Consider the following 20035-nt stretch of genomic DNA (forward strand, 5'->3'; position numbering starts at 1 on the left):
AAACCAGCGCTCAGCCGTCGCCGGAACCGTCCTCACGGGCGGCTTTGGCGGCGGCTTTTTGCACCACGGCCTCAAGCTCATCCGAGGTGAGGAGTTCGCGGTGCAGGTGCTTGGTGCGGTAACCGGCGCGCCCCACCATGTGCGCAGAGACCGGCACGGTGAGCAGCTGGAAGATCCAGGCCACCAGCAGCACGGGCCACACCCACCAGGTCCGCATCTGCAGGCCGATGGATGCCAGGAGCAGGAACAGCCCCAAAACCTGGGGTTTGGTGGCGGCATGCATGCGGCTCAGGAGGTCGGGGAAGCGCAGCAGGCCGATGGCCGCCCCCAGGGACATGGTGGCCCCAACAATCATGAACACCGCGGACAGCACGTCCACCCAGGCATCCAGGCCAGTGGAATCAGGACTCATTGGGCTGCTCCCTACGGTCTGCCACAAACCTTGCCACCGTCACGGACCCGATGAAGCCGATGATCGAGATGGCCACCACCAGCATCAGGTTGTTCAGGTGCCGGTTGACGGCCATGTCCACGCACAGGGCACCGCCCAGGATGGCCAACAGGACATCCGTGGCCAGCACCCGGTCCAGCAGCGACGGGCCGCGGGAGATCCTGATGATTGCGCCGACTGCCGCGAGCGAGAAGATCACGGCGGTCACTGCCAGGACGATCTGCATCATGCGGTCGCCTCCGTTCGCAAAATCTCGAGCTCTTCCCTGGTACCCATGATCCTGATCAGCCCCGCTTCGATGGACAGCACCTCGTTCTTCAGGTTTTCGACGTCCTGCGGGGAGCTGATGTTCAGCGCGTGCAGGTAGAGGGTGGAGGTTGACCGGTCCACCTCGACCACCAGGGAACCGGGAATCAGGGAAATCACGTGGCCCGTGGCTGTGACCAGAAGGTCCTGGTGGCTGCGCAGGGTCACCGCCACCACGGCGTTCTTCACCCTGGGGCCCCGCGACACGGCAAGGTAGAGGAGCTGCATGCTGGCCATCACCACCTTGGCCAGGAACGTGAGCGCGAACGGAACGGCGTACAGGATGTTGAAGCGTCCGCTGAGCTCCACCGGCGGAAGGTAGAACAGGCGTGCCACGGCTACTGACAACAGGGCTCCGAAAAGGAGGTTGCCCGGGCTGAAATCCTGCCACAGGGCACCCCAGACAATGACCAGCCACACCAGGAGCGGAAGCTCCTGGCGCAGTGAGATGCGCCGGCGGCTCATTTTCCTCCCCCTGCGGTAAGGACCATGGGAACCTCGGTGTCCTCGCCCAGGACTGCCTGGATGTAGGAGGACCTGTCCAGCATGTCGTGCGCGGCCTGGTCCGAGACCATGAACAGCGGCCCCGCGAAGACAGTCAGCCCGATGCCCAGGACCACCAGCCCGATGGTGGAACCCACCATGGTGCGCGGCAGCAGGGTGACGGTGTTCGGCTTGGCTCCCGGCCCGGTAACGCGGGCGGCAGGCGTTGCCAGCAGCACGGGATCCGGGTGTTCGGCGTCGGAAGGCCTGCGCCAGAACGCGCGGTTCCATACCCTGGCCACCGCAAGCAGGGTCAGCAGGCTGGTCAGCACCCCGCCGATCACCAGGACGTATGCCAGCGGTGTTCCCAGTTCAACGCCGGCCTGCATGAGCCCCACCTTCCCCAGGAATCCGGAGAATGGCGGGATCCCTGCCAGGTTCATGGCGGGCACGAAGAAGAGCAGCGCCAGCAGCGGCGACAGCTTGGCGAGCCCGCCCAGCCGGTCCACGGAGGAACTGCCGCCCCGGCGTTCGATCAAACCTGTCACAAGGAAGAGCGAGGTCTGGATGGTGATGTGGTGCACCACGTAGAAGACGGCCGCGCCGAGCCCCGCCACGGAGGACATGGCCAGGCCGAAAACCATGTAGCCGATGTGGCTGACCAGGGTGAACGAGAGCAGACGTTTGATGTCGCTCTGCGCCAGGGCGCCCAAAATTCCCACCACCATGGTCAGTAACGCGGCAACCATCAGCGGGGTGTTCAGTGAGTCCCCGGGGAACAGGAGCGTCTCGGTGCGCACCATGGCGTAGACACCCACTTTGGTGAGCAGGCCCGCGAACACGGCAGTGACCGGCGCCGGCGCCGTGGGGTAGGAGTCCGGCAGCCAGAAGGACAGCGGAAAAACGGCGGCCTTGATGCCGAACGCCACCAGCAGCATCACGTGCAGCAGCGTCCTGGTGCCCTGGTCCAGCTCACCGAGCTTGATGGCCAGGTCCGCCATGGTGATGGTTCCGGTGGCGCCGTAGACCATGGCGATCGAGATGAGGAAGAGCACCGATGACACCACGGACACCACCACATAGGTGACGCCTGCCCGGATGCGGGGTCCGGTGCCGCCCAGCGTCATCAGCACGTAGCTTGCCGTCAACAGGATCTCGAACCCGACGTAAAGGTTGAAGAGGTCCCCGGAAAGGAACGCATTGGAGACGCCCGCCACCAGGATCAGGTAGGTGGGGTGGAAGATCGAGACGGGCGCATCCTGGTCGCCGTCGGCCATGCCCTGCCCGGTGGCGTACACCAGCACGGCAAGGCTCACCGCCGAGGAGACCACCAGCATCAGCGACGAGAACTGGTCCACCACCAGCACGATGCCCCACGGCGGCAGCCAGCCGCCCAGCGTTACGGCAAACGTGCCGCCGTCCCAGACGGAGGCCAGCAGGAGGCATTCCAGCAGAAGCGTGAGGGAGAGCAGGGCGATACTCACCGCGCGCTGGGCCCGTGAATGGCGGATCAGCATGAAGGTCAGGGCGGCGCCCAGGATGGGAAGTACGACGGCGAGCGGGGCAAGGCTTGCGAGGTTCACTTTCCGCCTCCTTCCGGGCCAGGGGCCACATTGGTGGAGCCGGGTTTTTCTTCGGAGGCTGCCTGCTCGGCCGCCATCTCCCGGCCGCCGGCCAGCAATGTTGTCCCGGCAGCGCCGTCATTGGACGCACCGCCGTCGGAAACACCGTCGGAAACACTGCCGGTGGAGACGCTGTGATTGGAAACGCTGTGGCCGTCGGTGCCCAGCATGGTGAGCGGGAACTCTGAGGTCTCGGCGGGGACCTCGGCGTCGTCCTCTGCGTCGAAGCTTGGAGTCTCGGCAACGCGGAGGTCCTCCACGTCATCCTGGATCTCGTCACGGCGCGCCAGCACCCACGTGCGGTAGATGATGCCGAGCATAAAAGCGGTGACGGCAAAGGAAATGACGATGGAGGTCAGGATCAGGGCCTGCGGAAGGGGATCGTTGTAGTCCCCGGCGGCAATGTCCTTTGAGTACAGGGGCGCGAGCCCTGCGTACCCGCCAGTGGCCAGGATCAGGAGGTTGGTGGAATTGGCCAGGAGCATCAGTCCCAGCAGGACACGCGTGAGGCTGCGCTCCAGCACCAGGTAGATGCCGCAGGCGTACAGGGCCCCCATGACGATCAGGAGGGTCAGGTTGATGCTCATGCTTGGCCCTTTGCGGTGGTCTCGGAGGCGGCGCCTTCAGGCTCCTGCTCCGGTGCGGACGGTGTGGCGGAGTCGTCGCCCGCGAACTCCTGCTCCTCGCCGGGGGTTCGGCCGCCCACAGCGGAACGCTGTTCGAAGTGTTCGTCGATTTCGGCGCCCAGGCTCCGCAGGACGTCCAGCACCAGGCCCACCACCACGATGTACACGCCGATATCGAAAATGGTGGAGGTGACGAACTTGATGTCGCCGAACACCGGGAGCCACAGCTCGATGATGGCTGTCTGGAACACCTGGCCGCCGAGCAGCAGCGGCACTGCGCCGGAGGCTGCAGCCACGGCCAGCCCGATCCCCAGGAGCGCACCGGCGCTGACCGGGGTGGCCTCGCGGAGCTCAAACCGTCCTCCGGCCAGGTACCGGATGGTCAGGGCCAGGCCGGCTGTCAGGCCGCCGGCGAAGCCGCCGCCGGGAAGGTTGTGGCCGGCCAGCAGGAGGTACAGCGAGAACATGATCATGGAGTGGAAGATCAGCCGCGTGACCACCTCGAAGATGATGGACCGGCGTTCAGGGGCCAGTGTCCGGCCGGCCACGATCCACGCATCCCGGGCAGACGCCGCGAATTTCCGGCTGACGGCCAGCGCCGCCGCGTCCCTGCTGCCGGGGTCAACGCCGCGGTGGCGGCCTACGGTTCCCTCCGCTACGGTGGCGGAGTTCAGGATCCGGTCGCCGCGGCCGCGGACGAAGATGAGGCTCGCCACGCCGGTGGCTGCCAGCGCCAGGACGGTGATTTCACCGAAGGTGTCCCAGGCGCGGATGTCCACGAGCGTCACGTTGACGATGTTCAGTCCGCCGCCGCCCTCGTACGCGAGCCGCGGGAACTCAAGGGACACCGGCGTTGCTATCCGTGCTCCCATGGCGTAAATCGCGGCGAACACCATGGTGACGCCGAAGCCCAGGCCGATGATGACGCGAACCACACGGTATTTGCCGCCGGTCCGGTCGCGGAGCTCGGGCGGCAGGCTGCGCATCGCCAGCACGAAGGCCACCAGGATGATCGTTTCCACCAGCATCTGCGTCAGTGCCAGGTCCGGGGCGCCCTGGAGCGCGAACATCAGGGCGATGCCGTAACCGGTGACGGAAACCATCAGGACTGCCAGGAACCGCTTGTTGGCTTTGACGGCCGCCAGGGCACCGATCACGATGCCCGCACCCACCACGAGCTGGAGCGGGGAGCCGGGGTCAACCAGGTAGATCCCGTCCGGAAGCGGCTTGCCCGTCACCAAAATCACTGACAGGGGCAGGACAAAGGCGACGCTGAGGATGACGGCCAGGTAGTAGTACAGCGAACCACGCTGGGTGCGTCCGGTGATCCACACCGCTGCGTCATCCAGGCCGCCGATGGTGTACTGGTAGGCCTTGTCCCCGTCCACCCATGGCGGGACCAGGGACTGTGCCCGCGAGACCGCGTTGCGGCCAAGGTACATTGCCAGGCCCAGCGCGAACGTGATGACCGTCAGGCCCAGCGCCGGCGTGAAGCCGTGCCACAGCGCAAGGTAACCGGCCTGTTCAGCGGCCGTTCCGGCGTCGGGAGCGGTGGAGGCAAACAGGGCGGCGTACGGCTGGATCCACGCGTCAACGGGTGCCGGCCACAGCCCGTAGATGATGGTCAACAGGCTGAGGATGGCCGGCGCGGCGAGGAAGGAGGGCCTGATGGCCTTGAAGGGCGTGGGCTCCACGCCGGGCTTGACGGCGAACGCGCCCCACATGAAGCGGGCGCTGTAGGCGAAGGTGAGGATGGATCCCAGGACCAGTCCGGCCAGGACCACCATGCCCCACGGACCGGCTGCCTCGTCTCCCGCGTGGTGGACGAAGGACTCCAGCACCGATTCCTTGGCCACGAACCCGGCCAGCGGGGGCACTCCGGCCATGGACGCGGCGCCGATGGCGGCGACCACTCCGAGCGCACGGGACGAGCGGAAGACGCCGGACAGCTTGCGGACGTCGCGCGTTCCTGACTGGTGGTCGATGATGCCCACCACCAGGAACAGGGTGGCCTTGAACAGCCCGTGGGCCAGGAGCATGGCGAGCCCTGCGAGCGCCGCGTCCGGTGTGCCCAGGCCCACCACCATGGTGAGGAAGCCCAGCTGGCTGACGGTGCCGTAGGCGAGGATGAGCTTGATGTCGGTCTGGCGCAGCGCCCGGTAGCCGCCCACCAGCATGGTGGCCAGGCCCAGGCCCAGCACCACCGGCTGCCAGTACGCCGTTTCGGAGAACCCGGGCGCCAGCCTGGCCACCAGGTAGATGCCGGCTTTGACCATCGCTGCGGCGTGCAGGTAGGCGCTGACCGGCGTGGGTGCGGCCATGGCGCCGGGGAGCCAGAAGTGGAACGGGACCAGAGCGGACTTGGTAATGGCGCCCACCAGGATCAGTACGACGGCGGCACCCACCATGGCGCCCGTGGCACCGCTTGTGAGGGCGGGCGCCTGCTCCAGGATGCTGGAGATGCGGTAGGTGCCGGCCGCGTGGCCCAGCATGATGAGTCCCACCAGCATGGCCAGCCCGCCGGCAGTGGTGACCATGAGCGCCTGCAAGGCGGACCGCCGCGCAGCCAGCCTGGTGCGGGCGAATCCGATCAGGAGGTAGGACAGGATGGTGGTCAGTTCCCAGAAAATGAACAGCAGCAGCAGGTCATCCGCCGCCACCAGGCCGAACATGGCGCCCGCAAAGGCCAGCAGCTGCGCACCGAAGGCGCCGAGGTCCTGGTCTTTTTTCTTGAAGTACCTGGCGCAATAGACCAGCACCAGCGACCCCACGCCCAGTACCAGCAGGGACATGACCCAAGCCAGCGCGTCCATGCGGAACGCAAGTTCGAGTTGGAGCCCGGGAATCCAGGGGACGGTTTCGCTGATGGACCCCGTTCCGGCGTAGACCGGACCGTGCTGCAGCAGGAGCCAAACGAAGGATGCGGCCGGAACAGCCGCCAGTGCGTAGAACGCGTTGCGGCCCCAGGCCCTGAAGAGGAACGGCGCCAGGACAGCCACCGAAAAGTGCACGGCAAGGACTGTTATCACTGGTATCTCCGCAACGTCAGGGATTCGATTGTCAAAGTTGGAGCAGGCGGTTCATTCGTTAGGTCCGGGAGCTCCAGTTTATCAAGGCTTCGGCGCCCGCCCTGCCCCTCACGACGCCTCGCCCGGTGCGGGGCCCGGTATCCCCGGGGGTTCGCTCCGCCTCCTGTTCGCCACGGGCGGATACGATGCATCCTATGAACAGCGCCAGCGCTCCAGGGGCAACGCAGCCGTCCTCGGAACTTGAGTCCGGGAACCAGCGCACAGGCAAAGGCCGCATCCTGGCATGGGCTTCATGGGACTGGGGATCCGCAGCCTTCAACGCCGTGATGACAACCTTTGTCTTCACCGTCTACCTCACCTCCAATGCTTTCGGCGGCGAAGACCAGGCCTCGGCGGTCCTGGGCGGTGCCCTGGCGGTCGCCGGCCTGGCGATTGCCCTGCTGGCTCCTGTCACCGGCCAGCGTTCGGATGCGGGCGGCCGGCGCAAGCTGTGGCTGGGAGTCAACACGGCCGCCGTCGCCATCCTTACTGCCCTGTGCTTCTTCGTCTTCCCGCGGCCGGAATTCCTGCTGCTCGGAGTGTCGCTGATAGCCCTGGGCAACGTGTTCTTCGAGTTCGCGGGCGTCAATTACAACGCCATGCTCGCCCAGATCTCCACGCCGCGGAACATCGGCAAGGTCAGCGGATTCGGCTGGGGGGCGGGCTACCTTGGCGGCATCGTTGCCCTGCTGATTGTCCTCCAGCTGTTCGTCCAGCCCAGCTTCGACTGGTTCGGCGCGTCCACCGAGGACAGCCTGAACATCCGGCTGGTAGCTGTTTTCTCGGCCCTCTGGTTCTTCATCTTCGCCCTCCCCGTGCTGTTCGCCGTGCCCGAGCTTCCCCGCGCCGCCCAAGCAAAGCGGCTGGGCCTGCCGGCCAGCTACGGGCTGCTTTTCCGCCGGATCAAGGCCATCTACGCCACCAGCCCCCACACCATCTACTTCCTGCTGGCCAGCGCAGTCTTCCGGGACGGACTGGCCGCCGTCTTTACCTTCGGCGGAATCATCGCTGCGGGTACCTTTGGCTTTGAGCTGTCCGAGGTCATTTTCTTCGCCATCTTCGGCAATGTCGTGGCCGCGGTGGGGGCAGTGCTGGGCGGCCTGCTGGATGACCGGATCGGCCCCAAGCGGGTGATCATCGGCTCGCTGGTGGGCCTCCTGGTTGCGGGCAGCGTCATCCTGGTGCTTGGCAACGGCGACTACACCTTCCTGGGCATGGCCTGGGCCGGCAGCACCACCTTCTGGGTATTCGGGCTTTTCCTGTGCCTGTTCGTGGGGCCCGCCCAGGCCTCGTCACGCGCGTACCTGGCCAGGCTGGCGCCGCACGGCGAGTCCGGCGAACTCTTCGGCCTCTATGCCACCACCGGCCGGGCCGTCAGTTTCCTGGCACCCACGCTCTTCACCCTCAGCATCACCCTTGCGGCTCCCCTGGTGGCGCCCGGCGAGGCACAGCGCTGGGGCATCCTGGGCATCATGGTGGTGCTGCTGGCCGGACTGCTCGTCCTGCTGCCCGTCAAGTCGCCGGACGAGGCGCCCATCGCGGTCGTGCCTGCCGCCTGACGCCCGCAGGTTGACGTGGGACTCCCTGGTGACCCCTTGACGCCTCATGTTATCGATCACATAATTGTGATCGATAACATGAATCCTTTCAATGACGAGGAGCACCATGACAAAGGCCCAACATCGTCCCCGCGTGGGGATCGTCGGCACGGGCGGCATTGCCCATGCCCATGCGGAAGCCCTGAAGCTGGCGGGCGCGGAGCTCGTCGTGGCGGTGGATATCGCCCCGCGCAGGGCAACAGAATTTGCGGAAAAGGTGGGTGTCGCCCAGACCGCCCCCACCCTGGCCGCCGCAGCGGAAACGGAACTGGACCTGGTCGCCGTCTGCACGCCGCCGTCGTCGCACGCACCCCTGGCCCTGGAGGCCATGGCGCTGGGCATGGACGTGGTGCTGGAGAAGCCGCCCGCCCTGTCGCTCCGGCAGCTGCGTGAGCTGCAGGAAGCGGAACTCGCCACGGGCAGGCGGGTCAGCTGCATCTTCCAGCACCGCTTCGGCACGGGCGCCCGGAAGCTGGCGGACCTGCAGGAGTCCGGAGTCCTGGGCAGCCCGCTCACCGGGTTCTGCAACACCCTCTGGTTCCGGGACCAGGCGTACTTTGACGTTCCGTGGCGCGGCCAGTGGGACGTTGAGGGCGGCGGACCCACCATGGGGCACGGCATCCACCAGTTCGATCTCCTTCTGCACCTCTGGGGGCCCTGGCAGGAAGTGACGGCATTCGCCGGAAAGCTGGCCCGCCGTACGGAGACGGAGGACGTCTCCACCGCCATCGTGCGGTTCGAGTCAGGTGCGTTGACCACCGTCATCAACTCGGTGATCTCGCCGCGGGAAACCTCCCAGCTGCGGTTCGACTACGAACATGCCACGGTGGAACTGGAACACCTCTACGGCTACGACGACTCGAACTGGCGCTTCACGCCGGCACCCGGCCAGGAGCACCTCGCAGCTGCGTGGACGGACGGCCCGGCCAGCACACCCAGCGGCCATTCGGCACAGTATGCCCGGATCATCGAAGCCGTCAGCACCGGGACCGTTCCGCCGGTCACGCTCGCTGACGCCTGGCCCACCATGGAGCTCGCCGCCGCAACCTACGCATCCGCCATCACCGGCGAGACCGTCCGCCGCGGCGACATCACTGAAGGAAACCCGTTCTTCGACCGTGCCGACGGCCGGCTGGAACCCTGGAAACTGGAAAAGAGCCCCGCATGAGCACCGCCGCCGGAACAACTGCTGCCCCAGCAACCGCACACCAGCTCGGCTGGACGGACGATGGCGCCGCCGTCGAAATCTCACTGGACGGCGTGCCCGTCCTTACCTACACCTATGCCGCAGAGGATCCCCAGGCGGAATCGCCCCGGCCGTACTTCCACCCGGTCCGCACCAGGGGAGGCGACCTGGTGAGCGCTTACCGCCCGCACGACCACGTGTGGCACAAAGGCATCGCCTGGTCCCTGCCGCACCTTGGTCCGGACAACTTCTGGGGCGGCCCCAGCTACCGGCGCGGCCAGGATTACCAGTGGCTGCCCAACAACGGTGCCATGCGGCACCTGGAAACCACCAGGGCAGCGGACGACGACGGCTCGTTCAGTTTTGCGCACCGGCTGCAGTGGATGACCCAGCAGGGCGCGCCCGTGGTCGAGGAGGAGAGGTCCTTCCGGGTGGTGCCGGGGACGGACGCCAGCTACACCCTCGTCTTCGACACCGTCATGACCAACGTGTCCGGAGCGGACATCCATATCGGCTCCCCCACCACGGAGGGCCGTGACAACGCAGGATACGGCGGCCTGTTCTGGCGCGGCCCCCGCTCCTTCGCAGGCGGAACCATCATGGGACCCGGCGGTGCCACCGGCGAGGAACTCCGCGGCCAGCGGGCCCCCTGGCTTTCCTTCGTGGGGCAGCATGACGAAACCTGCCGCTATTCAACGCTGGTGATGGTTGACGATCCCGGCAGCGTGCATCCGGAGTCGGAATGGTTCGCCCGGTCCGAACCGTTTGCCTGCATGGGCCCTGCCCCGTTCTTCAGCCAGGAAGTCCTGTTCCAGGCAGGAGCCACCCTCCGTTTCCGGTACGGGGTTGTGGTTGCGGACGGCGCATCGGACCGGAACAGGGCGGAAGCGCTGGCAACGGCGGCCCGCGGTGTCCTGGCGGCTGCGCCGGCATCCCCGGCAGGGACGTGAACGGCGGAGAGGTGAACAGCGGACCGATGAACAGCGGGAAGGACCAGCCCCCTCCGCCGCCGGGATTTCCAGGCGGCACCGCAGTCAGCAGGCTCCGGGTATATGACTGGGAGTCCGCCGACGGCTTGTGCGGCGGCTCCCCGCACCTCCATACGGTGTCCTCCGAGGCCTACGTGGTCACGGCCGGCACGGGAGCGGTGCACACCATTTCGATGGCAGGCATCCAGCAGCACGGGCTGGCGGCCGGGTCGCTGGTGTGGTTCAGCCCCGGCACCGTCCACCGGCTGGTGAACACGGACGGGCTCACCCTCAACGTGATCATGTCCAACGCCGGCCTGCCTGAGGCCGGAGACGCCGTCCTGACTTTTCCACGCCGCATCCTCCAGGACCCGGACCTGTACGCGGCGCATGCCACCCTCCCCCGGGATGCAAAAGAAAGCGAGGTTGCGGCGGCAGCACGGAGGCGGCGCGACCTCGCCCTGGAAGGATACGCCGAACTGCATACATCGGTGCTGCGGGACGGCACTCCCGCGCTTGCGGAGTTCCACCGCGCGGCCGCCCGCCTGGTCCGCCCGCGCGTCGGGCACTGGAAGGAACTCTGGTCCGCCAAGGTCCAGAGCCAGGTAAAGGCAACGGAGCAGGCCCTCCGCGAGCTGGCAGACGGCTCGGCAGCGTCCCTGGCGGGCGCAGCGGTAGCCAGCGCCGAACAGCGCCCGGGCGAGGGATTTGGCATGTGCGGGCGCCTCACCACCTGGGAGGATTCCAGGCTGTGACACCATCCCCCGCCGCCGCCCGGCCGCCTGCCCGTGCAGCCACGATCTACGAGGTGGCACGGCTGGCCGGCGTCTCGCACCAGACTGTCTCCCGGTTCATGGCCGACCGTTCCAAGCTGAAGGCCTCCACGTCGGAAAAGGTGGAACGGGCCATGGCGGAACTGAACTACTCGCCCAACCTCACCGCCCGGTCGCTGCGGACCAAGGCCGCGTACCGGGTCCTGGCACTGGTGCCCGGATCCTCGCCGTACTTTCCGTCCCGGATGCTCAACGGCGCGGCCGCAGCCGCCCGGGAAGCCGGGTACCACCTGGACGTCGTCGCCCTGGAAGGGGCCGGCCCGGAGCGGACGGAGCGGCTCCGGGGGATCCTGGACGGCGGTCCCTTTGCTGGGGCCCTGTCTTTCGTGCCCATTTCCGGGACGGACCTCCTCCAGGCGCAGGAACGGATCCCCGTGGTGGTGGCCGGAGAGTACGACGACAAGATGCGTGGCCGGGGCCGGATTTCGGACGGCTCCGCGGCGCAGGCCATCGTGGAGCACCTTGCCGCCCTGGGCCACCGGCGGATCGCCCATATCGCTGGCCCGCAGGAATGGCCCGCAGCCCGCAACCGCCTGGCCGTTTACCGCAAGGCCGTGCACGACGCCGGGCTGGAGGATTGCGGGGTGGCCGAAGCGGAGTGGAGCGCCGCCTCCGGATACACCGCTGCGCAAACCCTCCTGGCCAACCCCTCCTTCACCGCCGTCTTCGCCGCAAACGACCACCTGGCCATCGGGGCCATCCGGGCGCTCCACGATCACGGTCTCCGGGTTCCCGCCGATATCAGCGTCGTCGGCTGGGACGACCACCCCGAATCCGCGTTCCTGGTCCCGTCCCTGACCACCGTCCACATGGACCTGGAGGCCCAGGGCAGCCGCGCCATGGAACAGCTGATCGCCGCGTTGAACCCGGGAAACACACCCCCTCCGGAGCCTGGTCCCACGGGCATGCGGCTGGTCCTGCGGGAATCCTCGGGGCCCGCCCCCAAGCATGGCCAGGCAGACTAGTCTGGAACCATGAACGTGGACGAAACCAACCTTCCCGGCCTGGGCCGGCGCAAGGATTTCATGACCGCCTCAGGCCGCCGGATCGGCGTGGTGGAGCGGCGCGAGGGCCAGACCGAGCTCATCGTCTCGGCCTGGGATGATCCGGACACCTGCCAGGCATCCATACCCCTCACCACCGAGGAAGCAGCCACCCTCGGCAATCTCCTGGGCGGGCAGCACCTGGCCATGAAACTGACAGAGGAACACAAGGATGTCCCGGGAATCGTCACCCGGCAGTTCTCCATCGCCCAGGATTCCCCCTTCCAGAACCAGCCCATGGGCAAGGCGTGCATCCGCACCCGGTGCGGCGTCTCCATCGTGGCGATCATGCGCGAAGGCGAGGTGCTCCCGTCGCCGGGACCCGACGTCGTGCTTCACCCCGGTGACCTGCTGGTGGCGGTGGGCACCCAGGAAGGCCTCGACGCGGCGGCCGATATCCTGCGTCACGGATAAGACGGCATGGACCCGCTGGCCCTGACCCTCATTGAACTGGGGGCCGTTGTATTCTGCCTTGGCCTGCTGGCCAGGCTGGCCGGACGGGTCGGAATGTCCCCCATCCCGCTCTATCTCCTCGGCGGACTCGCATTCGGCGCCGGCGGCATCGTCAAGCTCGACGGCATGAAAGAGTTCGCGCACGTCTCCGGCGAGATCGGCGTGATCCTGCTGCTGCTTATGCTCGGCCTGGAATATACGGCGACCGAACTCTTCACCGGCCTGCGCCGCTCCTGGCAGGGCGGCGTGCTGGACCTCGTCCTGAACTTCCTGCCCGGTGCTGCCCTGGCCTACCTGCTGGGCTGGGGCGGGGTGGGCGCCATGGTGCTGGGCGGCGTCACCTACATCTCCTCATCGGGAATTGCCGCCAAGGTCATCACCGACCTGGGCCGGATAGGCAACCGGGAAACACCGGTGGTGCTGTCCATCCTGGTGTTCGAGGACCTGGCCATGGCCGTCTACCTTCCCGTGCTGACCACCATCCTGGCCGGCGTCAGTTTCCTCGGCGGGCTCACCAGCGTGGGCATCGCGCTGGCGGTGGTGAGTGTGGTGCTGATGGTGGCGCTGCGGCACGGGCACCACGTGTCCAAGGCCGTCCACAGCGAGAACTCGGAAGTGTTCCTCCTGAACGTGCTGGGCGCGGCGCTGCTGGTGGCCGGGATAGCCTCGGCCATGCAGGTTTCCGCCGCGGTGGGGGCATTCCTGCTTGGCATCGCAATTTCAGGCGCAACGGCGCACAACGCCACCCGCATCCTCGAGCCGCTGCGGGACCTGTTTGCCGCCATCTTCTTTGTCGCCTTCGGACTCAATACAGATCCCACGTCCATCCCGCCGGTCCTTGGCTGGGCCCTGGTGCTGGCCGTCATCACGGCCGCCACCAAAATGGCGACGGGCATCTGGGCGGCCAAACGCGCCGGCATCGCGCGGCCAGGCCGCCTGCGCGCCGGAGCCACGCTGATCGCACGCGGCGAATTCTCCATCGTCATTGCGGGGCTGGCAGTTGCGTCCGGGGCAGTGCCCGGCGAGCTGGCGGCCCTTGCCACCGCGTATGTCCTGCTGATGGCGGTAGTGGGTCCGCTGGCGGCCCGGTTTGTGGGGCCCGTCAGGGCTGCCCAACCGCCCGCGGGCGTGGCTGCCAGGGCCTGAGGCCCCCTGCCCCAGTGCGGGCGCCAGTGCTGCCTGCTAAATCTCCGTGCGGTGGAAGTTCAGGTGGCTGCGGCTCGCGGTAGGACCGCGCTGGCCCTGGTACCGGTTGCCGTACTCGCCCGAGCCGTAGGGATGCTCCGCGGAGGACGTCAGCCTGAAGAAGCACAGCTGGCCGATCTTCATGCCCGGCCACAGCTTGATGGGCAGGGTGGCCATGTTGGACAGTTCCAGGGTTACGTGGCCTGAGAATCCGGGGTCGATAAACCCGGCCGTGGAGTGGGTCAGGAGGCCCAGCCGGCCCAGCGAGGACTTGCCTTCCAGGCGGGCCGCGATGTCGTCCGGCAGCGTGACGGTCTCGTACGTGGACCCCAGGACGAACTCGCCCGGGTGCAGGATGAACGGCTCGTTCGGCTCCACTTCCACAAGGCGCGTCAGCTCCGGCTGTTCCTCGGCCGGGTCGATGTGGGCGTACTTGTGGTTATCAAACAGGCGGAAGAATTTGTCGATCCGGACATCCACGGACGACGGCTGGACCATCGCCGGATCGTACGGCTCGAGCACGATCCGCTGGGAGTCTATTTCGGCACGAATATCGCGGTCAGAGATCAGCACCGTCCCAAATTACCGTATGGCCGCTCCGGGGCAGTTATCCACAGCAACATTTTTTCGTTGTTGCAGAGCGCTCGTGGGGCTACTGTTACAGAAGTGATTCAGGCGCCGGATGGTCTCCCGGATGGCCCAACAGAGCTGGGGATGTTGTGAATAGATTGGCCGCGCCCTCTTTTATTGGCGTGCTCTTGGCTTTAGCGCTGCTCTCTTCATCGGCGGGCACGCCTCCGGTGCCGGCTGCGGGGCCGCCAGTGGGCGCAACGGGGCCCGGCAGCGTCAGCCTGGGTGCGTCGGCCATAACCGGCCGCACCGGGTCCCCCTCCGGCACGGACTCCGGCGGGCCCCTCCTCGCCCCCGCGGTTGAACCTGACATCCGGCCGGCATCACCTACGGAACCGCTGGCAGCGGAACCAGTACCTGCGGAGCCCCTGGCACCCGCCCCCGCACCCGGCCCGTTCGCCGTTTCGGTTCAGGATTCCCCCGAGCCCGCAGCACCGGCACCTGCTCCTGCTCCGGACTCCGAAGAGCCTGCACCCGGCATTCCGTCCATCCCTCCCCTCTGGGCACCGGACGAGGAACTTGCCTCTCCCCCGGTGTCCCGCCAGGCGGCTCCGGAATCCCTGGCGGCCGCCACTCCTGCACCGGAAGCCCTCATTCCTGACAGCAACGCAGCCGCCATCCTCACGGTGTTCAACCGGATCAACGAGTACCGGGCGTCCAAGGGCCTGAACCCCGTCAAGTACCACGCAACAGTGGCGGCCCTGGCACAGGAGTGGTCGGACAGCATCGCATCCCGCGAGGTCATCGAGCACCGCGCCAGCTTCTGGACGGACCAGCGCGCGCTGAGTCCCAACAATGGCGCCGGTGAGGTCATCGCCATCCGCACGGATCGGGACGCCGCGCTCCTGGTGGAATGGTGGAAAGGCTCCCCCGGCCACAACGCCATGCTGCTCGATCCTCGCTTCAACGTCATGGGTGCCGGGATCAGCTATACGGACCGCACGTACAAGATCTGGGGCGTGGTGAACTTCTTCGGCTACACCACCCTTCCCGTCGGCACTACCGATTCCCCCGGCGGAACCGGGTCGAGCACACCCTTCCCGGCGCCGCCACCCACTATGTGCGACGCCCCGGTCCGGCATATGCCGCCCACGCTTGACCTCGCCGCCGCGGCCATCAAGGGGCCCGGAGACATGGTGACCGTCGACTCCTCCGGCCAGCTCCTGGCACGGGCAGCCACCGGCGCGCGCACCTTTGCCGCGGCCAAGGTCATCGGCTCAGGATTTGCCGGCGCCAAGGAAGTGTTCACCACAGACTGGGACCGGGACGGCGCCTATGACCTCGTCACGCAGTGGAGCAACGGCACGCTGACCCTCCACCGCGGCATTGCCGCCGGCGGATTCCAGCCGCCTGCCACCCTGGGAAGCGGAGGGTGGGAAACCCTTACCCTCGCCGTCGGCGGATGGTGCGCCAACAACAGGCTCCCCCAGATTCTTGCCCTGGACGGGGCGGGGAACCTCTACCTGTATCCGAACAAGGGCATGGGCGACCTCTCCGCACGGACGTTCGTAGGCTCCATCGGCGCCGCCCGGAAACTGTCCATGGTGGATTACGATGCCGACGGGTTCCAGGACCTCCTGGCCCTCCGGGCTGACGGCTCCGTCCAGCTGCACCGAGGCTGGGGCACCACGGCACTGCGGACGGAAGCCAGGGCTACGGTCGCCACCGGCTGGGGAGATGTCACGGGCATCAGGCCACTGCGGGACGTTACAGGCCTGAACTCCACCGGGCTGGCCCTGCGACGGGCGTCCGACGTTGTGCAGTACTGGGACCTGACCTCCGGAAGCCTCGCGTCGCCGTCGAACATTCCCGGACCGTGGACCGGGCAACGGCTGGCGCAGTAGGCGCCCCGGCACCGTAGGAGGGCAGCCGCAGTAGGCGGACTACGCAGGCCTGCCGCTGCCGGAGGGAACGAGAGCACCCTCTACATAGCGGGCTGGAGCTCCAGGACGTCCTTGAGCCGTTCGAGCTGGGCGACCTCGGTGGAGAGGCTGCGTTGAAGCATCCTGTTCAGGAATCCGACCCGGTTAAGGATCCCGAGCCTGTGCAGGATGCCGGCCGCCCCTTCTGCCCGGGCCTCAAGGGCAAACCTGACGCGCGTTCCTGCCGCCTCCGTGCTGAGGTAGTACCCGCCTGAACGGTGGGCCGGCCCGGACATGGCCTGGAACTGGATTTCGGCTCCGGGCCTGGAGTGGGTGATTTCCAGCTCCGCGGGGATGCTCAGCCCGGACCGTCCGGCCACCATCTTGCGGTACACCGCCCCCTTGGAGGCAGATGCGCCCTGCAGCAGCCTGACGCTGCGCACCGAGTCGTTCCACGCAGGCAGGTTGGTGGCATCAAGCAGGTACAGATACACGGCCATGGCGTCCCGCCGGATAAGGACCTCGTGTTCTGCGAATGCCATGGGGGATCTTCCTGTGGTTGAGGTTCAACTGCCGCAGTAGCTGCACTCCCCCCGGCCCCGCAGCTACCCGGTTCAGGTTAGCCAGCGCTCCGCGGGCACACCTAGCCACGGCAGGCGACGTTATTGAAGAGTTACTGGATGACGTGCCCCTCACCGGGACACGGGCGGCGCGCAGCGTGTGTGGGCAGGGCAGGCAAAGTTCTGCGCTAAGCTATGTTCTGCCCCTCCACGGCGGGGCAGCGCGGCTGTAGCTCAATGGTAGAGCGCTAGCTTCCCAAGCTTGATACGCGGGTTCGATTCCCGTCAGCCGCTCCACTGCTTGCAGCGGGACAGAAGACAAGCCACCCCGGGGCCATTAGGTACCGGCGTGTATCGTCAGAAGTCAGGAACCTCTTCGGTTCCGCTACAGGAGCAATTCATGGCTGACAAGTCCCCGCGTCAAACAGCATCCAAAAAATCCGGCAAGTCCATCAAGGAAAAGCGGGCCGACAAGAAGGCCGCTTCCGCCCCCGCCAGCTCCCTGGACATCACCTCCAGCAAGGCCGCCAAAAAGAAGTGACCGGGCAGCAGAAAAGACTGACCCTCGGCGTCCTGGCCTCAACCAGGAAGCCCGATGAGCGCCGGCTCCCCATCCATCCGCTGCATTTCGAGCGCATTGCGCCCGACATCCGCGAGCACATCATCCTGGAAACCGGCTACGGCGAGCGGCTGGGCGTCTCGGACGAACACCTCTCGCCTTTGGTGGGCAGGATGGCCGGCCGGGAGGCGCTGCTGGCGGAGGCCGACGTCGTCCTCCTGCCCAAGCCCCAGCCGGAAGACCTCGCCGACATGCGGGACGGCCAGGTCCTCTGGGGCTGGCCGCACTGCGTCCAGGACCGCGCCATCACCCAGCTGGCCATCGACAAGAAGCTCACGCTGATTGCCTTCGAGGCCATGAACCACTGGGCCAGCGACGGCGGCTTTGGGCTGCACGTGTTCCATAAGAACAACGAACTCGCGGGGTACTGCTCCGTGCTGCACGCCCTGGCGCTGACCGGGTCCACCGGCGACTACGGCCGGAGGCTCAGTGCCACGGTCATCGGCTTCGGCGCGACAGCCCGGGGCGCCGTCACCGCGCTGAACGCGCACGGGATCCATGACGTCCAGGTGCTGACCAACCGGGGCGTGGCCGCCGTCGGGGCACCGATCCACTCAGTGAACATCGTCCAGTTCGACCACGACGACGAAGCCCCCTTCCTGAGCCAGGTCATCAGCGAGCGCGGCAGGGTCCCGCTGGCTCCGTTCCTGGCCGAGAGCGACATCGTGGTCAACTGCACCCTGCAGGACCCCAACAACCCGCTGACGTACCTGCGCACGGAGGACCTGGCGGCGTTCAGTCCCGGAAGCCTGATTGTGGATGTGTCATGCGACGAGGGAATGGGTTTCAGCTGGGCACGGTCCACCACCTTCGCCGACCCCATGTTCACGGTGGGCGACCACATCAACTACTACGCCGTGGACCACAGCCCGTCCTACCTCTGGAACTCCGCCAGCTGGGAAATCAGCCAGGCGCTGCTGCCTATCCTGGAAACCGTCGTCAGTGGCCCCGGCGCGTGGGACGCCAACGAGACCATCGCCCGTGCCATCGAGATCCGCGACGGCGTCATCCGCAACAGGGATGTCCTGGAGTTCCAGAAGCGCGAAGAGGCGTACCCGCACCTGGCCTTATAGTGCGGGTTACGCGGCGGCCCGCCCGACAATCCGCACGGGCTGCCGCCGGTCCTTGAGGTTGACCCTCAGCGACAGCGAGCCCTTGCGCGCCAGGATGACCGCGACCGTCAGTGCCGCGAGGGCAGGCACGCCGCCGGACACCAGCAGCGCCACGTGCGGGTCGGCGTGCTCGGCGATCCAGCCCAGCATTGGCCCGCCGATTGCCTGGCCGCCGATCAGGACCATGATGTACAAGCTCATGACCCTGCCCCGGATGCCCATGTTGGAGCTGACCTGGACCAGCTGGTTGGACCCTGTCAGGAACATCAGGCACCAGAACCCCGAGAGCACCATGACCGCGCCGAACACCGGCATGGACGGCGCCAGCGCGGCAAGGCACAGCATGACCCCGTACATTCCCGCGCAGAACACCACGGAGCGCAGCCGGAGCCGGCGGCGCCGAGTGGATGCCACCGCGCCGGCCAGCGCGCCCAGCGCCACCAGGGCGTTCAGGAGGCCATAGCCCGCGGCACCGGCGTTGAACACGTGGTCCGCGAAGGCGGCGAGCACCACGGGCAGGCTCATGGCGAACACCGCGATGAATCCTGCCATCAGCCACGGCCAGTAAATTGTGGGCTTGCCCAGCGCATACCGCAGTCCCTCGCGCAGCATACCCTTGCTCTTCGGGGCGGGCTCGCTCACGAACAGCTGGTCCTTGCGCAAAAGAAGCAGCATGGCCACGGTGGAACAGCATGCCACGGCATTGCCGGCGAAAGCCCATCCGGCACCCACGGCAGTGAGCATCCACCCCGCCAGCGCGGGACCGATCAGGCCGCCCAGCTGGAAGGTGGTGGAGTTAACGCTGATGGCGTTGCGCAGGTAGGTGGGTCCCACGAGTTCATTGACGAAGACCTGCCGGGCCGGCTGGTCAAGGACCGTCACCAGGCCAAGCACCAGCGCGATGACGTAGACGTGCCACACCTCAACAGCCCCGCTCAGGGCGAGGGCCGCCAGCACAGCCGCCAGGACTGCCGCCATGCCCTGGCACAGAATCAGGATCTTCCGCTTGGCAAACCGGTCGGCCACCATCCCGCCCCACGGTCCCAGGAGCAGGGACGGCAGGAACTGCAGCGCCACGGTGATGCCCACGGCCGTGACGGATCCGGACAGCTCCAGCACCATCCAGTCCTGGGCGATCCGCTGCATCCAGATGGCGACGACGGCGATGAAGTGGCCTATCGCGAAGATGCGGAAGTTGGGGACCCGAAGGGAGATGAAGGTGTGTTTCCAGGGCAGGCGTTCAGTAACGACGGCGAGCGGCTGGGTCTGGTGGTCCGGCGGCGCGGAGCCGGCGGTATCGATGACGGTTTGGGTGACGGTTGCCGATGACGGCGGTGGGGGTGCCACAGGTGTGTCCTCAAGTGCGTGCGGTCCGGGATGCCCTTAACGCTAGGGTGGAACACGGGATTATGGAGACGTATCGTCCCTAT

19 protein-coding genes and 1 tRNA gene are annotated in these 20035 nt (G+C 67.0%); 11 read left to right on the top strand and 9 right to left on the bottom strand.

Annotated elements, in window-relative coordinates:
• Nucleotides 1–10 precede the first annotated feature (10 nt).
• Genes mnhG through NFU08_RS13350 form a run of 6 tightly spaced genes read right to left on the bottom strand, consistent with a single transcriptional unit; the run spans nt 11 to nt 6517 of the window.
• Nucleotides 11–412 (bottom strand): monovalent cation/H(+) antiporter subunit G, encoded by a 402-nt coding sequence (mnhG, locus tag NFU08_RS13325; RefSeq protein WP_104188514.1) that lies wholly within the window; start codon nt 410–412, stop codon nt 11–13.
• The gene (locus tag NFU08_RS13330) at nt 402–680 is read right to left on the bottom strand and encodes a monovalent cation/H+ antiporter complex subunit F (RefSeq protein ID WP_066279895.1); all 279 of its coding nucleotides are present in this window, start codon (nt 678–680) and stop codon (nt 402–404) included. Before NFU08_RS13330 ends, mnhG begins: the two co-directional genes overlap by 11 nt.
• A complete protein-coding gene (locus tag NFU08_RS13335) occupies nt 677–1222 on the bottom strand; it encodes a Na+/H+ antiporter subunit E (RefSeq protein WP_174176146.1) in 546 nt (181 codons plus the stop codon). The genes NFU08_RS13330 and NFU08_RS13335 overlap by 4 nt, the downstream gene beginning before the upstream one ends.
• Nucleotides 1219–2823 carry a Na+/H+ antiporter subunit D gene (locus NFU08_RS13340; RefSeq protein WP_174176144.1) on the bottom strand — a complete coding sequence of 535 codons (1605 nt, stop codon included), beginning with the start codon at nt 2821–2823 and terminating at the stop codon, nt 1219–1221. The genes NFU08_RS13335 and NFU08_RS13340 overlap by 4 nt, the downstream gene beginning before the upstream one ends.
• On the bottom strand, nt 2820–3449 hold the full coding sequence (locus tag NFU08_RS13345) for a Na(+)/H(+) antiporter subunit C (protein WP_251424027.1): 630 nt from the start codon (nt 3447–3449) through the stop codon (nt 2820–2822). The genes NFU08_RS13340 and NFU08_RS13345 overlap by 4 nt, the downstream gene beginning before the upstream one ends.
• Entirely contained in the window at nt 3446–6517 is a 3072-nt protein-coding gene (locus tag NFU08_RS13350) for a Na+/H+ antiporter subunit A (RefSeq protein ID WP_251424030.1), read from the bottom strand. Before NFU08_RS13350 ends, NFU08_RS13345 begins: the two co-directional genes overlap by 4 nt.
• 194 nt (nt 6518–6711) lie before the next feature.
• Here NFU08_RS13350 and NFU08_RS13355 point away from each other — a divergent pair, with 194 nt between their 5' ends.
• The 7 genes from NFU08_RS13355 to NFU08_RS13385 all read left to right on the top strand — a co-directional run bounded on the left by NFU08_RS13355 (nt 6712) and on the right by NFU08_RS13385 (nt 13783).
• Nucleotides 6712–8115, top strand: coding sequence for an MFS transporter (locus tag NFU08_RS13355; protein WP_251424033.1), 1404 nt, complete (start codon nt 6712–6714; stop codon nt 8113–8115).
• A 106-nt stretch (nt 8116–8221) separates the two neighbouring features.
• Nucleotides 8222–9322, top strand: a complete 1101-nt coding sequence (locus NFU08_RS13360; protein ID WP_251424034.1) for a Gfo/Idh/MocA family protein — start codon at nt 8222–8224, stop codon at nt 9320–9322.
• Nucleotides 9319–10290, top strand: coding sequence for a PmoA family protein (locus NFU08_RS13365; protein WP_251424036.1), 972 nt, complete (start codon nt 9319–9321; stop codon nt 10288–10290). Before NFU08_RS13360 ends, NFU08_RS13365 begins: the two co-directional genes overlap by 4 nt.
• Before the next feature lie 26 nt (nt 10291–10316).
• The gene (locus tag NFU08_RS13370; protein ID WP_251424039.1) at nt 10317–11063 is read left to right on the top strand and encodes a cupin domain-containing protein; all 747 of its coding nucleotides are present in this window, start codon (nt 10317–10319) and stop codon (nt 11061–11063) included.
• Nucleotides 11060–12106, top strand: a complete 1047-nt coding sequence (locus NFU08_RS13375; RefSeq protein ID WP_174176130.1) for a LacI family DNA-binding transcriptional regulator — start codon at nt 11060–11062, stop codon at nt 12104–12106. Before NFU08_RS13370 ends, NFU08_RS13375 begins: the two co-directional genes overlap by 4 nt.
• 9 nt (nt 12107–12115) lie before the next feature.
• Nucleotides 12116–12598: a cation:proton antiporter regulatory subunit gene (locus tag NFU08_RS13380; protein ID WP_174176128.1), complete on the top strand. Its 483-nt coding sequence runs from the start codon at nt 12116–12118 to the stop codon at nt 12596–12598.
• A 6-nt stretch (nt 12599–12604) separates the two neighbouring features.
• Nucleotides 12605–13783 (top strand): cation:proton antiporter, encoded by a 1179-nt coding sequence (locus NFU08_RS13385; RefSeq protein WP_174176126.1) that lies wholly within the window; start codon nt 12605–12607, stop codon nt 13781–13783.
• 36 nt (nt 13784–13819) lie between these two features.
• Here the strand turns inward: NFU08_RS13385 and dcd are convergent, their stop codons facing one another.
• Complete coding sequence (dcd, locus tag NFU08_RS13390) at nt 13820–14395, bottom strand: dCTP deaminase (protein WP_104188486.1); 576 nt, start codon at nt 14393–14395, stop codon at nt 13820–13822.
• 248 nt (nt 14396–14643) lie between these two features.
• On the opposite strand from dcd, the gene NFU08_RS13395 reads away from it, so the two are divergent.
• Nucleotides 14644–16296, top strand: coding sequence for a CAP domain-containing protein (locus tag NFU08_RS13395; protein ID WP_309296840.1), 1653 nt, complete (start codon nt 14644–14646; stop codon nt 16294–16296).
• An 80-nt stretch (nt 16297–16376) separates the two neighbouring features.
• On the opposite strand, the gene NFU08_RS13400 is transcribed toward NFU08_RS13395, so the two are convergent.
• The gene (locus tag NFU08_RS13400) at nt 16377–16856 is read right to left on the bottom strand and encodes an SRPBCC family protein (protein WP_174176122.1); all 480 of its coding nucleotides are present in this window, start codon (nt 16854–16856) and stop codon (nt 16377–16379) included.
• A 241-nt stretch (nt 16857–17097) separates the two neighbouring features.
• Between NFU08_RS13400 and NFU08_RS13405 the strand changes: the two genes are divergently transcribed.
• From NFU08_RS13405 to NFU08_RS13415, 3 genes are all read left to right on the top strand, one after another.
• A tRNA-Gly gene (locus NFU08_RS13405) sits at nt 17098–17171 on the top strand.
• Between the two features lie 103 nt (nt 17172–17274).
• On the top strand, nt 17275–17415 hold the full coding sequence (locus NFU08_RS13410; protein ID WP_172801468.1) for a hypothetical protein: 141 nt from the start codon (nt 17275–17277) through the stop codon (nt 17413–17415).
• Nucleotides 17412–18566, top strand: coding sequence for a N(5)-(carboxyethyl)ornithine synthase (locus NFU08_RS13415; protein ID WP_251424043.1), 1155 nt, complete (start codon nt 17412–17414; stop codon nt 18564–18566). Before NFU08_RS13410 ends, NFU08_RS13415 begins: the two co-directional genes overlap by 4 nt.
• A gap of 6 nt (nt 18567–18572) precedes the next feature.
• Here the strand turns inward: NFU08_RS13415 and NFU08_RS13420 are convergent, their stop codons facing one another.
• Entirely contained in the window at nt 18573–19952 is a 1380-nt protein-coding gene (locus tag NFU08_RS13420; protein ID WP_174176118.1) for an MFS transporter, read from the bottom strand.
• Nucleotides 19953–20035: the final 83 nt, after the last annotated feature.

Origin of the sequence: Pseudarthrobacter sp. NCCP-2145, assembly GCF_023708005.1 — a bacterium.
In the GTDB taxonomy this organism is placed as follows: Bacteria; Actinomycetota; Actinomycetes; order Actinomycetales; family Micrococcaceae; genus Arthrobacter; species Arthrobacter oxydans.